This is a genomic window from Saccharothrix variisporea, from assembly GCF_003634995.1.
Classification (GTDB): Bacteria; Actinomycetota; Actinomycetes; order Mycobacteriales; family Pseudonocardiaceae; genus Actinosynnema; species Actinosynnema variisporeum.
In genome coordinates, this window is record NZ_RBXR01000001.1 from 4132466 (window position 1) to 4148293 (window position 15828).

The 15828-nt window shown below is 71.7% G+C and carries 15 protein-coding genes and 1 other RNA gene; 6 read left to right on the plus strand and 10 right to left on the minus strand.

The window, feature by feature from the left end; all coding sequences use genetic code 11:
* Positions 1–50 precede the first annotated feature (50 nt).
* From DFJ66_RS18255 to DFJ66_RS18265, 3 genes are read right to left on the minus strand one after another with little or no spacing between them, the layout of a single operon-like run.
* A complete protein-coding gene (locus DFJ66_RS18255) occupies positions 51–1355 on the minus strand; it encodes an MFS transporter (protein WP_211351215.1) in 1305 nt (434 codons plus the stop codon).
* 59 nt (positions 1356–1414) lie between these two features.
* Positions 1415–2227 (minus strand): GNAT family N-acetyltransferase, encoded by an 813-nt coding sequence (locus tag DFJ66_RS18260; protein ID WP_121222642.1) that lies wholly within the window; start codon positions 2225–2227, stop codon positions 1415–1417.
* Positions 2228–2251: 24 nt separating this feature from the next.
* Positions 2252–3346, minus strand: a complete 1095-nt coding sequence (locus tag DFJ66_RS18265) for a glycosyltransferase family 2 protein (RefSeq protein ID WP_121222644.1) — start codon at positions 3344–3346, stop codon at positions 2252–2254.
* A 27-nt stretch (positions 3347–3373) separates the two neighbouring features.
* Between DFJ66_RS18265 and hrpB the strand changes: the two genes are divergently transcribed.
* From hrpB to DFJ66_RS18285, 4 genes are read left to right on the plus strand one after another with little or no spacing between them, the layout of a single operon-like run.
* A complete protein-coding gene (gene hrpB, locus DFJ66_RS18270) occupies positions 3374–5692 on the plus strand; it encodes an ATP-dependent helicase HrpB (RefSeq protein WP_121231364.1) in 2319 nt (772 codons plus the stop codon).
* A 53-nt stretch (positions 5693–5745) separates the two neighbouring features.
* A complete protein-coding gene (locus DFJ66_RS18275) occupies positions 5746–6165 on the plus strand; it encodes a hypothetical protein (protein ID WP_121222646.1) in 420 nt (139 codons plus the stop codon).
* Positions 6162–6767 (plus strand): alpha/beta fold hydrolase, encoded by a 606-nt coding sequence (locus tag DFJ66_RS18280; RefSeq protein ID WP_121222649.1) that lies wholly within the window; start codon positions 6162–6164, stop codon positions 6765–6767. The genes DFJ66_RS18275 and DFJ66_RS18280 overlap by 4 nt, the downstream gene beginning before the upstream one ends.
* Before the next feature lie 11 nt (positions 6768–6778).
* Positions 6779–8329, plus strand: a complete 1551-nt coding sequence (locus DFJ66_RS18285) for a GMC oxidoreductase (protein ID WP_121222651.1) — start codon at positions 6779–6781, stop codon at positions 8327–8329.
* Positions 8330–8379: 50 nt separating this feature from the next.
* Here the strand turns inward: DFJ66_RS18285 and ssrA are convergent.
* Positions 8380–8754, minus strand: a transfer-messenger RNA (tmRNA) gene (ssrA, locus tag DFJ66_RS18290).
* Between the two features lie 166 nt (positions 8755–8920).
* Between ssrA and DFJ66_RS18295 the strand changes: the two genes are divergently transcribed.
* Together DFJ66_RS18295 and DFJ66_RS18300 are read left to right on the plus strand one after the other, a co-directional pair.
* Positions 8921–10168, plus strand: a complete 1248-nt coding sequence (locus DFJ66_RS18295) for a sensor histidine kinase (protein WP_121222652.1) — start codon at positions 8921–8923, stop codon at positions 10166–10168.
* The gene (locus DFJ66_RS18300; RefSeq protein WP_170199509.1) at positions 10156–10803 is read left to right on the plus strand and encodes a response regulator transcription factor; all 648 of its coding nucleotides are present in this window, start codon (positions 10156–10158) and stop codon (positions 10801–10803) included. The genes DFJ66_RS18295 and DFJ66_RS18300 overlap by 13 nt, the downstream gene beginning before the upstream one ends.
* Here the strand turns inward: DFJ66_RS18300 and DFJ66_RS18305 are convergent.
* The 6 genes from DFJ66_RS18305 to DFJ66_RS18330 form a co-directional block, all read right to left on the minus strand.
* Positions 10800–11639: an amidohydrolase family protein gene (locus tag DFJ66_RS18305; protein ID WP_246029808.1), complete on the minus strand. Its 840-nt coding sequence runs from the start codon at positions 11637–11639 to the stop codon at positions 10800–10802. The genes DFJ66_RS18300 and DFJ66_RS18305 overlap by 4 nt on opposite strands.
* Positions 11636–12112, minus strand: a complete 477-nt coding sequence (smpB, locus tag DFJ66_RS18310) for an SsrA-binding protein SmpB (RefSeq protein WP_121222654.1) — start codon at positions 12110–12112, stop codon at positions 11636–11638. Before smpB ends, DFJ66_RS18305 begins: the two co-directional genes overlap by 4 nt.
* A 29-nt stretch (positions 12113–12141) precedes the next feature.
* Positions 12142–13041, minus strand: coding sequence for a permease-like cell division protein FtsX (gene ftsX, locus DFJ66_RS18315; protein ID WP_121222656.1), 900 nt, complete (start codon positions 13039–13041; stop codon positions 12142–12144).
* A gap of 35 nt (positions 13042–13076) precedes the next feature.
* A complete protein-coding gene (gene ftsE, locus DFJ66_RS18320; RefSeq protein WP_121222658.1) occupies positions 13077–13766 on the minus strand; it encodes a cell division ATP-binding protein FtsE in 690 nt (229 codons plus the stop codon).
* A gap of 184 nt (positions 13767–13950) precedes the next feature.
* Entirely contained in the window at positions 13951–15054 is a 1104-nt protein-coding gene (prfB, locus tag DFJ66_RS18325; protein ID WP_121222660.1) for a peptide chain release factor 2, read from the minus strand.
* Positions 15055–15117: 63 nt separating this feature from the next.
* Positions 15118–15618, minus strand: coding sequence for a PadR family transcriptional regulator (locus DFJ66_RS18330; protein ID WP_121222662.1), 501 nt, complete (start codon positions 15616–15618; stop codon positions 15118–15120).
* Between the last annotated feature and the right edge of the window lie 210 nt (positions 15619–15828).

Here is a 15828-nt window from a genome sequence, read left to right on the forward strand (position 1 = left end):
GTCAACTGCGCCCGCAGGCTACCGAGAGATGCTGAGTGGAACCTGAGTGCTCACGCGTCCGGCTGACGCGGTCGACCCGCTAGACGCTCCCCCGTGGGCACCTCGGGACCCTCGTCCATCGCACCGCACTCGTTGGCCACGACCTCCGCGACGTGCTCGGACGGCTCGCGCGGCAGGGTCTCGGGCGCGAACAACCAGAACACGACCGCCACGAGCATCATCGACCCCGTAAGGGTGAACGCGGCGCTGTAGGACACGTGGTCGACCAGGAGGCCGGCCAGCAGCGGGCCGATGATCGCGCCGCAGTCGCCGACCATCTGGAACGCCGCCAGCACCGGGCCGCCCTTGGCCTTGGCGCCGATGACGTCGGCCACGACCGCGTTCTGCGGCGGGTTGAGCAGGCCCGCGCCGATGCCCGAGATCAGCGAGGCGGCCATGAACATCGGCACGTTCGTGGTGAACCCGAGCCAGATCGTGCCGCCGGCGGACACCAGGAGGCCGGCCAGCGCCACCGGCTTGCGCCCGATGCTGTCGGACAGCTTGCCGGAGACCATGAGCACGGCCGCGTTGCCGGCGGCGAACACCGACAGCGAGATGCCCGCCACCGCCGGGCTGCCGTACAGGGCCTCCACCACGAACAGCGGCACGAGCGAGATCCGCACGCCGAACACCGCCCAGGCGTTGGCGAAGCCGGACGCGAGCGTGGCGCGGTAGGCGGGCGACCCCAGTGCCTGGCCGACGGTCATCGTGGCCTGCGGCGCGGAGTCCAGCGCGGCCAGCGTGGACCGCCGCAGGAACCACCACACCACCGTCGCCGCGAGGATCAGCGCGACCGCGTAGACCACGAACGGCACGCGGATGGAGATCTCGGCCAGGCCCGCGCCGACGATCGGTCCGGCGATGTTGCCCAGCAGGAACCCGGTCGCCCACAGCCCGGACGCCCGCCCGCGCAGCGGTGCCGGGGTGATCCGGATGAGCAGGCCCACGGCCGCGACGGTGAACATGGTCGAGCCGACGCCGGCGAACGACCGGAACACCAGCAGCTGCCAGTACGCGGTGGCGAAGCCGCAGGCGGCCGTGCCCAGCGCCACGATGAGGATGCCCCACACGTAGATCCGGGTCTCGCCGAACCGGCCCACCAGCCGCCCGCTGACCGGCGCGAACAGCAGCCGGACCAGGGCGAACGCGCTGACGATCGCGGACACGGCGGTGGTGCCGACGTCGAAGCCCTTGGCGTAGGCGGGCAGGACGGGCGCGACGATGCCGAAGCCGATGGCGATGATGAAGCTCGCCGCGACGAGCACCCACACCTCGCTGGGCAACCGGGGCTTGGACGTGGTCTCGATCCCCGGCACTGGGCACCCCTCGCTCTCCGTTAGCTGTGCTAAGGATATGCGAAGGGTCAACTAATTACTCAATCCAACAACTCGTCGACTCTGCGTGCATAGGCGGTTACGGGATACCCACTTCCGAACCCGCACGCCTCCGCGAACCGCTCCCCCGCACCGCCCTCGGCCACGTGCGCGGCGACCAGCAACGCCCCCAGGTCCCGCAACGCCGCCACAGCAGCACTGACCAGCGCCGATCCGACCCCGCGCCGCCGCCGGGCGGGCCGCACGACGACGTGCTCGACCAGCCCCACCCCACGATCGGCGAACCCGCTCGCGAACCCGGCGAGCCGGTCGCCGTCGTCCACGGCGAGGAACACGCACCGCGGGTCGTCCAGCCGCTGCCACAGGTGCTTGGCCAGCCGCACGGGTTCCGCGCCGAGGTCGTCGGCGAGCAGCGCGGCCATGCCCCGGAGATCCGCGTCGACGGCCCGCCGCACGGACGGCGCCACCTCCGCCGGCCCGCGGTGCACGACCGCGAGCGCCTCCTCGACCGCGTACCAGCCGGCGTCGTCGGCGATGCCCTCGATCTCGGCGACCGTGGTCGGCGAGGCGTACACCACGGCCTCCGCCCGCCCCACGTCCGCAAACGTTTGCTCCAGGCGCATCAACGTGCCCGCGACCTCGGCGGACGACCCGTCCAGCGCGCACGCGTGGTTGCCGCCGGGCAGCGGGTTGTCCGGGTTGACCACGACCTGCGCGCAGCCCACGCGACCGACCCGCCCGTACCGGACGGCGCCGGACGCCAGCCGTGCCGCCTCCACCAGCCCGGCCAGCTCGCGGGCGCGGTACGGGTCGAGCAGCTCGGGGTCGTCGGGATCTCTCAGCGGGTCGACCACGGTTCCCAGCCTGTCACGGCCGGCTCAACCCCGTACCTCACGGCCTTTCCACGTGGCACCCCCGCGCAGCGTCCGCCACGCCGTGTCCAACGCCAGCACCCCGAACGCGATCGACCCGACCGGCGCCACCACCGCCGCCGCCCCCGGCTGCCCGACGCGCCGGAAGTACGCCCAGTGCGCCAACGCCTGCCCCAGCCACGCCACGGCGCCCGGCTTGGACCCGCGCAGGGTCGTCACGACCGGCACCACCCCGTAGGCGACGTGCGCCAACCCGATCGCGCCGAGCAGCAGGAACGCCGTCGTCGGCCCCTGCTCGGACATGCCCGCGGTGAGGCTCTTGCGCATCGACCGGTACGTGAGGCCGAACGTGGCCAGGCCCGACGTGTGCAGCGACTCCCCCGTGTCCACCAGCCGCGTGCGCCCACCGGTGTCGCGCACGAGCGTGGCGAAGTCGATGTCGTCGCTGCGGGACCCGGCGATCGCCCGCCACCCGCCGGCCCGTTCGCACGCCTCGCGCCGGACCAGGATGCAGTGCCCGATGGCCAGCGCCTTGCCGCGACTGCCGTCCACCGACCCGCCCTCGAACAGCACCGTGTTCACCGGCGGCAGCAGCAGCCACCAGCCCGCGTTCGAGGTGGTCGACCGGCCGGCGGCGGACACCAGGTCCACGCCCTCGACCTTCGCCGCCGCGAGCAGCCGCCCGACCAGGTCCGGCGCGGCCTCGGTGTCCGCGTCGACGTAGAGCAGCCAGTCCGAGCGGACGTCGGCGGTGCCCACGTGCAGCGCGTGCACCTTGCCCGCCCACCCCGACGGCGGACCGGAGCTCTCCACGAGCGTGACGCGCGGGTCCTCCGCCGCGTGCCGGCGCACGATCTCGGCGGTCCGGTCGGTCGAGGCGTCGTCCACGACCACGATCCGCAGGTCGCCGTACTCCTGCGCGCGCAGGCCGGTCAGGCACCGGTCGATCGAGGCTTCCTCGTCGCGCGCGGGCACGACCGCGGTGACCGAGCCCCAGTCCACGGCCTCGCGCGGCAGCTCGCGCACCTCACGCCACGTCTTGATCGTCCAGGCCGCACGGGCCACCGTCACCGCCGCGCCGAGGACACCCCATTTCCCCATGCGTCCACATTGGCACACTGGCTCACCGTGGAGCTGCCGATCACCGGGGTCTTGGACGAACTCGTGCGCACCCTGGACGCACACGGCACCACGGTCCTGGTCGCCCCACCGGGCACCGGCAAGACGACCCTCGTGCCGCTCGCGCTGGAGGGCCGGGTCGTGGTCGCCGAACCCCGGCGCATCGCGGCCCGCGCCGCCGCCGCGCGCATGGCGAGCCTGCTGGGCGAACCGGTCGGGAAGACCGTGGGCTACTCGGTGCGCGGTGACCGGAAGACCTCCCGCGACACGCGGATCGAGGTGGTGACGTCCGGTCTGCTGGTGCGGCGGTTGCAGCACGACCCCGAGCTGTCGGGCGTGGACACCGTGCTGCTGGACGAGTGCCACGAGCGGCACCTGGACGCGGACCTGCTGCTGGCGCTGCTGCTGGACGCGCGGGCGGGGCTGCGTCCGGACCTGAAGCTGCTGGCGACCTCGGCGACCGTGGCGGCGGACCGGTTGGCCGGGCTGCTCGGGGACGCGCCGGTGCTCCGCGTGACCGCGCAGACCCACCCGCTGGAGATCGCCTACACGCCACCGCTGCGGGGTGAGCGGATCGAGGCGTGCGTCGCGCGGGCCGTCCGCCGCGCACTGTCCGAAGTCGACGGTGACGTGCTGGCGTTCCTGCCCGGGGTGGCCGAGATCCGGCGTTGCACGGCGTTGTTGGACGGCGTGGACGTGGTCCCGCTGCACGGCCGGCTCGGGTCCGGCGTGCAGGACGCGGCGCTGCGGCCCGGCACGCGGCGGCGGGTGGTGCTGGCGACCGCGATCGCCGAGTCGAGCCTGACCGTGCCGGGTGTGCGGGCCGTGGTGGACTCGGGGTTGTCGCGCGTGCCGCGAGTGGACCACCGGCGCGGGTTGTCCGGGCTGGCGACCGTGCGGGTGAGCGCGGCCGTGGCCGACCAGCGCGCGGGCCGGGCGGGGCGCGAGGCGGTGGGCAAGGTGTACCGGTGCTGGCCGGAGCACGAGCACAGCACGTTGCCGCGCTACCCGGAGCCGGAGATCCGCACCGCCGACCTGACCCGGTTGGCGCTGGAGCTGGCCTGTTGGGGCGTGCCGACCGGCGAGGGACTGAGCTGGTGGGACGCCCCGCCGCCGGGCGCGTTGGACGCGGGCCGCTCGGTCCTGCGGGCGCTGGGCGCACTCGACCCCGACGTCACGGACCGGGGCCGGAAGATGGCCGACCTCGGCCTGCACCCACGCCTGGCCCGCGCCCTGCTCGACGGGGCTGCGCTGGTCGGCGCGCGAACGGCCGCCGAGGTGGTGGCCGTGCTCGACAACGACCGCACCGCCGCGAGCGTCGAGCTGTCCACCCGCGACGCCGACCCGCGCGAAGCCCGCCGCCTCGCCGCCCTGGTGGAGGGCGTCTCCGGTGGACGAAATGTCGAGGACGCCGTCGCGCTGGTGGTCGCGCTCGCGTACCCGGAACGGTTGGCGCGCAGGCGGTCCCCTGGTTCGCCGGTCTACCTGATGGCCGGCGGGACGGCGGCGGAACTGCCGGCGGGGGCGTTGGGCGACGCGGAGTGGCTCGCCGTCGCGGTCGCCGACCGGGAGCCGGGGCGCAGTCACGGGCGGATCCGGCTGGCCGCGCGGGCGTCCGAGGACCTGGCCCGCCAGGCGGCGCCGACCCTGCTGGTCGAGGAGGACGACGTCCGCTGGGACGGTGACGTCGTCGCCAACCGGGTGCTCAAGCTGGGCGCGATCACGTTGTCCGCCAAGCCCTTGCGCGATCCGGGGGCGACCAGGTCCGCGCTGCTCGAAGGCCTGCGCGCAGAAGGCCTCGGCCTCCTGCGCTGGTCCGCCGATGCCACCCGGACCCGCGAGCGGCTGGCGTTCCTGCACCGCGTCCTGGGCGAGCCGTGGCCCGACCCGACCGACGACGCCCTGCTGTCCGTCCTGGACCTGGGCACCGCCCGCCGCCGCGCCGACCTGGCGAAGATCGACGCCGAACCGGCGGTGCGGGCGCTGCTGCCGTGGCCGGCGGCGGCGCGGTTCGACGAGTGGGCGCCGGACCGGCTGGAGGTGCCGTCCGGGTCGCGCATCCGGGTGGACTACTCGGGTCCGGAGCCGGTGCTGCCGGTCAAGGTGCAGGAGGTGTTCGGCTGGACCGACACCCCGCGGCTCGCGGACGGTCGTGCGCCGGTCGTGCTGCACCTGCTGTCCCCGGCGGGCCGGCCCACGGCGGTGACCGGCGACCTGGCGTCGTTCTGGCGCACCGGCTATCCCCAGGTGCGCGCGGAACTGCGGGGCCGCTACCCCAAGCACCGCTGGCCGGAGGACCCCTTCACCGCCGCCCCCGCCCGGCGCTAGCTACTTGACGCCAGCCGTCAAGTACTTGACGATGGTCGTCAAGGAGGTGGGCCGTGCTCGCGAACCAGATCGCCGCGGTCATCCGCACGCGGCTGCTCGACCCGGTCGAGATCCTCTTCGGCGACGCCGCCGACCTGCCCGACCGGGTGGACGCCCTGGCCCGGGAGTTCGCGCACGTCATCGAGGGCGACGACGAGCAGGCGGCCGTGCACGCGCTCGCCCGGCTGATCGGCGCGCTCTACCCGGGTGACGGCCCGTTCGACCCGCCCGCCGACTGGTGGCGCACCCCGCTGGGCCGCGCCACCGCCAAGCGGGTCGGCCACCCGGCGGCGCGGTCGGTGTCGTACTCCGTCGCCGGCGCGATGTTGGGCGTCACCAAGCAGGGCGTCCACGACCTCGTGCGGCGCGGGAAGTTGGTCAAGGACGCCGACGGCGTCACCACGGACTCGGTGAGAGCGAGGCTGAACGCGTGAAGGTGCTGGCGTTGCACGGGGCGGGCGGGTCGCCGTCCGACTGGGACCCGGTGGTCGAGGAGCTGCGCGGACTGCACGAGGTGGTCGCGTTACCGCTGGAAGGGCCGTGGGACTGGGAGTCGGTGCTCGACCGGATCGAGCCGCACGCAGGCGACAACCCGGCGGTGCTGGGCGTGTCGCTGGGCGGCATGGTCGCGGCGCTGTGGGGCCGGCGGCACCCCGAGTGCCCGGCCGTGATCGACGTCGACGGGCACGGCGTGCCGACCCAGCCGCAGCGGCACGTGGACCCGGACCTGGCCGCGATCGCCGACCTGCGGGAGCGGTTCAAGGCGTACGGGCAGCCGGAACTCCAACGGGCCATGGAGGAGTTGGACTGCTTCGAGGTCTTCCGGGAGGTCCGCTGCCCGATGCTGCTGGCCGTGGCCACCAAGCCGTTCCCGGGTCAGCTGCTGTTCGACAGCTACGCGGCCGGTCTGGCCCGGGACCTGCCGACCCTGCCCGCGAACATCACCGTCGAGCGGTACGACGACTCGCACGCCGTGCTGGCGACCGACCCGCACCTGGTCGCGACCCTCGTGAAAGATTTTCTGGAACACCGCTAACCTCGGGTGACATGAAGATCACCCGCCGTGCTCTCTTAGGTGCCACCGCCCTCAGCTTCCTCCCCTCCCGCGCGCAGGCGTCCGGCACGCACGTTCCCGCCGTCGTCGTGGGCAGCGGGTACGGGGCGTCGGTGGCCGCGTTGCGCCTGGGCCAGGCGGGCGTCCGGACGCTCGTGCTGGAGATGGGGCAGCGGTGGGACACGCCCGGCCCGGACGGCAAGGTGTTCTGCGGGATGCTGAACCCCGACCACCGCTCGATGTGGTTCAAGGACCGCACCGAGGCCCCGGTGAACGGGATCCTGTTCCTCGACCTGGCGAACCGGCCGATCCGGCGGCACGCGGGAGCCCTCGACCGGGTGAACTTCCCGGGCATGGGCGTGTACGTCGGCCGGGGTGTCGGCGGCGGGTCGCTGGTCAACGGCGGCATGGCCGTCACCCCGGACCGCGACTACTTCACGCGGCAGTTCCCGACCGTGGACGCGGCGGAGATGTACGACCGGTTCTTCCCGCTGGCCACCAAGATGCTGCGGGTCAACCACATCCCGGGGCACTACTTCGAGGCCAGCGACTACTACCGGTTCGCCCGGCTGTCCCGGACCGCCGCCGCCCGCGCCGGCTTCGACACCGCCTTCGTGCCCAACGTCTACTCGTTCGACTACATGGCGCGCGAGGAGCGGGGCGAGGTGCCGAAGTCGGCGCTGGGCACGGAGGTCATCTACGGCAACAACCACGGGAAGTTCACCCTGGACCAGGGCTACCTGGCCGAGGCCGAGCGCACCGGCAACGTCACCATCGCGCCCCTGCACCAGGTCACCCGCATCACCCGCGAGGGCGCCGGGTACGCCTTGGCTGTCCGGGAGATCACGCCGGACGGGGAGGTCGTCGCGGAGAAGCACGTGACGTGCGACCGGCTCTTCCTCGGCGCGGGCAGCCTCGGCACCACGGAACTGCTCCTGCGCGCCCGCGACACCGGCGACCTGCCGGACCTGCCCGCCGAGCTCGGCGAGGGTTGGGGCCCCAACGGCAACGTCATGGTCGCCCGCAACAACCACCTGCTGGAGCCCACCGGCTCCCGGCAGTCCGCGATCCCGACCCTGGCGATCACCGACCCGTCCCGGGAGGTGTTCGCGGAGGTCGCGCCGGTGCCTGCGGGCATCGAGACCTACGTCAGCCTGTACCTGGCGATCACCCGCAACGAGGAGCGCGGCCGGTTCACCTACGACCCCGCGACCGACCGGGCCGTCCTCCAGTGGGGCGGCGCTCGCGCCGGCATCACCGCCGCCTCCGGCACGTTCGACCGGATCAACGACGCCAACGGCACGGTGTACCGGTACGACGTGTTCGGCGGCGGCAAGGCCTTCGCGGACGACTTCTGCTACCACCCGCTGGGCGGGGCGGTCCTGGGCCGAGCCACCGACGACCACGGCCGGGTGAAGGGGTACCGCGGCTTGTACGTGACCGACGGGGCTCTGGTGCCGGGCTCGCTGGGCGTCAACCCGTTCGTCACCATCACGGCCCTGGCCGAACGCAACCTGGCGACGATCCTGCACGAAGGCCGCTGAACACGAAAACGGCGAGCACCCCGTGTGGGCGCTCGCCGTTTCGCGGTTCGAAGTGGAGGTGCCGGGAATCGAACCCGGGTCCTCTGCCGTTTCACCAAGGCTTCTCCGTGCGCAGTCCGCTACGCCTCTACTCGACCCCGACGATCACGCGGACAAGTCGTCGTGACGGGCCCAGTCACTGTGAGGTGTCCCTACCGCTCCCCGTGACCGGGAACGGAGGTGAAGCCCCCTAGCTGATGCCGGCGACCGGAGCGGAGGCACCTCCGGGCCGACAGCGTCGCTCCTAGCCTCAGGCGGCGAGGGCGAACGCGCGCTGGTCGTTAGACTCGGCGCTTATTGGTTTGCGATGACGCTTGCGGTGGTCTCTCGCCTGCACCGGCACGCTTCCCTTGGATCAACGCACAAAGTCGAAACCGTTCACCCCCTGGTCAGTAGGTCGTCGCCCATCATAACGCCCGCGACCGACAGGTTCATTCCAATACCCTGGTAGGGCTGTCCCCACCTCCCGAACGCCGGCCGACCTGATGGTCGCGGGCCACACGCGCGGGCGATGCTGGTCGGGCGAACATCAGGCGTGAAGGTGGGGACACAATGACGGAGCGGGCCAACCCCGACATCGCACGGACCAGCGGGTACTTCCTGCTCAACCTCGTCACCGGGCTGTTCTGGTTCTGCCTGCTGGTGCCGCTGTTCGCGGTGAGCGTCGGCACGCTGGTGATCTGGGTCGGGTTCCCGCTGCTGGTGCTGACCCTCGTGCTGGCGCGTGCCGCCGCGACCGCCGAGCGGGCCTGGTTGCGGGTCGTGCTGGGGGTCGACATCCCGCAGCCCTACCGGCCGCTGCCCGCCGGCAGCGCCTACCAGCGGGCCAAGGCGTTGATGACCGACCCGGCCACGTGGCGCGACTTCGCCTACTGGCTGATCATGCTGCCGCTCGGGGTGACGGAGTTCGCCCTGGTCGTGGCCCTGTGGCCGGCGGTGCTGGGCATGGTGTTCTTCCCGGTCTACTACAACTACCTGCCCGCGACCTTCGAGATCACGCTGGGCAACTCGGTGTGGCTGCTCGACTCCCTCCCGGAGAGCCTCGTGGTGACCACGTTGGGCATCGTGCTCGGGATCATCGTGATGCCGCTGGTCAAGGGCCTGGGCCGGGCGCACGCGGCACTCGCGCAAGGCCTGCTCGGGCCGTCCCGCACGGCGCTGCTGGAGGCCAAGGCGGACCACCTGTCGGCCAGCCGCGCCCGGGGCGTCGAGGCGGCCGAGGCCGAGCGGCGGCGCATCGAGCGGGACCTGCACGACGGTGCCCAGCAGCGGCTGGTCGCGGTGGCGATGGGGCTGGGCCGGGCGCGCAACAAGATGGAGACCGACCCGCAGGCGGCGGCCGAGCTGATCGCCGAGGCGCACGCCGACGCCAAGCTCGCCATCTCCGAGCTGCGCGACCTGGCCCGCGGCATCTACCCGTCGGTGCTGGGCGACCGCGGCCTGGACGCCGCCCTGTCGTCGCTGGCGGCGAAGTGCCCGATCCCGGTCGAGGTGTCGGTGGACGTCGACCCGCGCCCGCCGACAGCGGTGGAGAGCACGGCCTACTTCACCGTCGCCGAGGCCCTGACCAACATCGCCAAGCACTCCGGCGCGACGCAGGCGGCGGTCCGCGTCACCCGCACCGAGAACTCCGTGGTCGTGGAGATCACCGACAACGGCCACGGCGGCGCGGAGGTGCGCCCGGGCGGAGGCCTCGCGGGCCTGGCGGACCGGGCTGCGACCATTGACGGCGTGGTCGTGGTGGTCAGCCCCGCCGGGGGGCCGACCGTGATACGGACGGAGCTGCCGTGCGCGTGGTGATCGCCGAGGACTCGGTGCTGCTCAGGTCGGGCGTGGAGCGCCTGCTGGCGGACGAGGGCATCGAGACCGTGGCGGCCGTCGAGGACGGCGAGGCCCTGCTCGCCGCGATCGAGGAGCACAAGCCGGACCTGGCGCTGGTCGACGTGCGCATGCCGCCGACGTTCACCGACGAGGGGTTGCGGGCCGCGATCGAGGCCCGCAAGCGGGTGCCGAACCTGCCGGTGCTCGTGCTGTCGCAGTACGTGGAGGAGCGCTACGCGGTCGAACTGCTGGCCGGCGGCGCGAGCGGCGTCGGGTACCTGCTCAAGGAGCGGGTGTCCGACGTCTCGGAGTTCGTGGCGGCGGTGCGCCGGGTCGCCGAGGGCGGCACCAGCATCGACCACGAGGTCATCACGCAGCTCATGGTCCGCAGCCGTCGCAAGCCGGTGGACTCCCTGACCCAGCGCGAACGCGAAGTCCTGGGCCTGATGGCGCAGGGCCTGTCCAACACCGCGATCGCCAAGTCCCTGGTCGTCTCGGACGGCGCGGTGGAGAAGCACGTCGGCAACATCTTCGCCAAGCTCGGCCTGGAACCCAGCACCTCCGAGCACCGGCGCGTCCGAGCGGTCCTGGCCTACCTCGACATCACCGGCTAGAGCCGGAGCAGCCGGGCCGGGTTGTCGTGCAGCACGGCCCGCAGGAAACCCTCGCCGAGCCGGTCGTCCGCCGCCGCCCACGACTCGATCGCCGCGAGCTGCACCCCGTACTCGTAGGGGATGTTCGGGAAGTCCGACCCGAGCACGACCCGGTCGGACACGTCCACCAGCCGCGCCGCCCAGTCCCGCGGCAACGCCGCCCGCGCCTCGGTGAACGGCACGCCCACCATCGTGGTGTCCAGGTGCACGCGGTCGTACCGGGACACCAGGTCCAACGCGCTCGAGTACTCCGGCATCCCGGCGTGCGCCAACACCGCCACCAGCGCCGGGTGTCGCTTCAGGACCTCTTCGAACACGTCCAACCCGGTGTGCGAGCCGGGGATCGGCCCGTGCCCGCAGTGCACGACCACCGGCACCCCGGCCTCCGCCAGCAGGCCCCACACGTCGTCCAGCAGGGGGTCACGCGGGTCGTAGGAGCCGACCTGCACGTGGGCCTTGAAGCACCGCGCACCCCGGGCCAAGGCCCGCGAGACGTACCCCGCGGCCCCGGGCTCGGGGAAGAACGTGCCGGTCGGGACCGCACCACCGACAGACGACCCGAAATCCAGCGCCCACTCCGTCAGCCACTCCGCCATGCCCGGCTTGTGCGCGTACACCAGCGGAGCGAACCCGACCACGCCGAACGACCGCAGCGCGGCCAGCCGCTCCGCCTCCGGCAGCCGGTAGTGGATGGGCCACGACACGCCGTAGTGCTCCGAGGCCGCGTCGAAGTACGCCCACACCTTGTCGAGCACGCGCTCCGGCATGAAGTGCACGTGCATGTCGACGAGGTTCAATAGCGACCCTTCAGGGCACGCCCGTGCGCCTTCTGGATCTCGCGCTGCGCGTCCCGCTTGGCCAGGTCCTGCCGCTTGTCGTAGGCCTTCTTGCCGCGCGCGAGCGCCAGCTCGACCTTGACGTACCCGTCCTTGAAGTACATCTGGAGCGGGATGAGCGACAGGCCGCTCTCCTTGGTCTTGCCGATCAGCCGCTCGATCTCCTTGCGGTGCAGCAGGAGCTTGCGCTTGCGGCGGACCTCGTGGTTGGTCCAGGTCCCGGCCACGTACTCCGGGATGTGCAGCGCGTGCAGCCAGATCTCACCGTCGTCGACCTGGGCGAAGGCGTCCACAAGGGACGCCCGGCCCATGCGCAGGCTCTTCACCTCGGTGCCGACGAGCACGACACCCGCTTCGTAGGTGTCGAGGATGGTGTAGTCGTGCCGAGCCTTGCGGTTCGACGCGATCACCTTCTGACCGCGTTCCTTGACCATGCCGAAACCTTACGTGACCACGCCAGGCATTAAATGCGCACGTACAACCGCAGGGTGACGTACCCGGTCAGCGCCGAGATGAGCACCGCGACGCCCAGCAGGATGGGTGACACGATCACCACGTCCAGCAGGCCCATCGGCGGCAGGATCTGGGACGAGAACAGGTCGCCGGACATCTTCGTCACGCCGATCGCGCCCGCCGCCAGGAAGCCCAGGCCGACCACCGCGCCGATGATGCCCGCCACGACCGCCTCGATGAGGAACGGCAGCTGCGTGTACCACCGGGTGGCGCCGACCAGGCGCATGATGCCGACCTCGGTGCGTCTGGTGAACGCCGACACCTGGATGGTGTTGGAGATCAGCAGGAGCGCGGCCAGCGCCTGGATGAGGGCGAAACCGAGCACGCCGTTGCGCAGGCCGTTGAACAGGTCGATCAGCCGGCCCAGGAACTCGCCCTGGTCGTTGACGGCCTTCACGCCCGCCTTGCCGCTGAACGCCTGCACGATGACGTCCGCGCGCTCGGGGTCCTCCAGCTTGACCCGGAACGTGGCCGGGATCGCCTCGGGCCGGGCCAGCTTCACCAGCTCCGGCTGCGCCTCGAAGATCTGCTTGAACCGCTCGTAGCCCTTCTCGCGGTTCTCGTAGACCACCGTCTCCACCCCGGACGTGGTCTCCAGAGCGCTGCGCAGGCCGGCGCACGGCTGCTGCGCGCAGTCCTTGTCGTTCGCGCTGACGTCGTTGGTGAGCAGGACCGACACCTCGAGCTTGCTCTGGTAGTTGTCCTGCACCTTGTCGACCATGCGGACGATGAGCAGGCCGACACCGAGCAGGAAGAGCGAGATCGCGGTCGTCAGGATCATCGCGATGGTCATCGTGACGTTCCGGCGCAGACCGGTGACGACCTCGCTGAAGACGAAGCTGGTACGCATCGGGGGGTTTCGATCCTCGTGGTCGGGGTAGGGGGCTAGCGGCCCACGCCGTAAACACCCCGCGCGTCGTCGCGGATGATGCGGCCGTGGTCCAGCTCGACCACGCGGCGGCGCATGGAGTCGACGATGGAGTGGTCGTGGGTGGCCATCAGCACCGTCGTGCCGGTGCGGTTGATCCGCTCCAGCAGCAGCATGATGTCCTGGCTCGTGTCCGGGTCCAGGTTTCCGGTCGGCTCGTCGGCCAGCAGCACCAGCGGCCGGTTCACGAACGCGCGCGCGATCGCGACCCGCTGCTGCTCACCGCCGGACAGCTCGTGCGGCATGCGGTCGGCCTTGCCGTCCAGGCCGACCAGTTGGAGCACCTCGGGCACCACCTTGACGATGGTGTTGCGCGGCTTGCCGATGACCTCCAGCGCGAACGCGACGTTCTCCGCCACGGTCTTGTTGGTCAGCAGCCGGAAGTCCTGGAACACGCAGCCGATGGACTGGCGCAGGCGGGGGACCCTGCGCCGGGACATCTTGGCCACGTCGAAGTTCGACACGTACACGCGGCCCTTGCTGGGCACCTCCTCGCGCAGCAAGAGGCGCAGGAACGTGGATTTGCCGGACCCCGAAGGCCCGATCAGGAACACGAACTCACCCTTGTCGACCTCGACGGAGACGTTGTCGAGCGCGGGGCGCGTGGAGGTCTTGTAGACCTTGGACACGTGTTCGAGGCGAATCACGACGGGGGAGTCTACCCGTGGCCTGGGTAAAGCCTCCGTCTCGCCCGCCTTAGTGCGGCGGGGCGGAGGTCTTGAACGATCACGAACAGATCACGAACGGGTCAAATCCGTCGCGACGACCGCGCGCCGAAGCCCCTTTTCGGCTTCGGCGCGCGATCGGCCGATGACGGTGCGCGACCGCGGCTCAGGCGGTCTGCTGCTGCTTGCGCCAGCGGATGCCGGCCTCCAGGAAGTCGTCGATCTCGCCGTCGAGCACGGCCGACGGGTTGCCCACCTCGTGCTCGGTGCGCAGGTCCTTGACCATCTGGTACGGGTGCAGCACGTAGGAGCGCATCTGGTTGCCCCAGCTGGACCCGGTGTCCTTGAGGGCGTCCATCTTGGCCTGCTCCTCCTGCCGCTGCCGCTCCAGCAGCTTGGCCTGGAGGACCGCCATGGCGGTGGCCTTGTTCTGCAGCTGGCTGCGCTCGTTCTGGCAGGACACGACGATGCCGGTCGGGAGGTGCGTGATGCGCACGGCCGAGTCGGTCGTGTTCACGCCCTGGCCGCCGGGGCCGGACGAGCGGTAGACGTCGACGCGCAGGTCCTTCTCGTCGATGTCGACGTGGTCGGACTGCTCGACCACGGGCACCACCTCGACGCCCGCGAACGACGTCTGCCGGCGGCCCTGGTTGTCGAACGGCGAGATGCGCACGAGTCGGTGCGTGCCCTGCTCGACGCTGAGCGTGCCGTAGGCGTAGGGGGCGGTCACGCGGAAGGTCGCGGACTTGATGCCGGCTTCTTCGGCGTAGGAGGTGTCGAACACGTCGACGGCGTAGCCGTGGCGCTCCGCCCACCGCGAGTACATGCGCAGGAGCATCTCGGCGAAGTCGGCCGCGTCCACGCCGCCCGCTTCGGCACGGATGGTGACCAGGGCGTTGCGCTCGTCGTACTCGCCGGACAGCAGCGTGCGGACCTCCAGCGAGGAGATCTCCTCGCGCAGCTTGGCGCGCTCGGTGTCGGCCTCGGCGAGGCTGCCCGCGTCGCCCTCGTCCTCGGCGAGTTCGTAGAGCACGCCGAGGTCGTCGAGGCGGTCGCGCAGGCCGGTGACGCGGCGCAGCTCACCCTGCTTGTGGGAGAGCTGGCTGGTGACGCGCTGCGCCTTCTCCTGGTCGTCCCACAGGTCGGGGCGGGCCGCCTGCTCCTCCAGCTCCGCGACCTGGGCGCGCAGCGAATCGAGGTCCATCACCGCCTCGATGCTCGCGAGCGTGGCGGAGAGGTCCTTGATGTCTGCTTCGACGTCCGGGTTCACGGCAGAAGATTACGCCAGGACCGGTCGCGGAGTGCGACCGGTCGGCGTGCGCGCACCCGGGGTTCAGCCGGTCGGGATGGCGTCGAGCAGCTTGAGCACGGCCTTGGCGTGGGCCAGGCCGAACTCGGCCACCGCCTTGGCGTAGGCGTCCTCGGCCGTCTTGACCGCCGTCCGGGCGGCCTCCTGGGAGGCGCCGTAGCTCGCGCGGGCCGCGTCCACCAGCGCCTGGCGCTGCTTGGCGGTCAGCGAGCCGGCGTGCACCAGCCGCAGGATGAGCGGGCTGCGCAGGTGGTCCGGGCCGGGCTCGGACAGCAGCCAGTTCTTGAAGGCCTTCTTGCCCGCTGCGGTCAGCACGTACTGCTGACTGGAGCGCGGGCCCTGCTTGCCGAGGCGCAGCAGACCGGCGTCGGCAAGTGCGGGCAGCTCGCGGTAGACCTGGCTCCGGGTGACGCTGAAGAACGCGCCGAAGCGCTCTCCGGCCTCAGCCACGAGCTGGCCACCGGTCTTGGGTCCGTCGTGCAGCAGCCCGAGCAGGGCGGCGGCAGTCGCGTTCAGGTCCGACACATCCTCAACGGTGCCACTTTCGAGTGCGGCTGTCCACAATGGTCAGCCGTTCTGTCCACAGTGGCTGATCACGGGCTAGTGGTGTTGGGCCATGCGGAGCAACGAGAAGCTCCGGTGCGTGACGGGGCGCTGATCAAGTGCCACGCTTTCGGCCGCTTGACCGCCCGTGTCCAGGCGGGGTGGAAAGTGGTTGCGGGACAAGGGAAACCG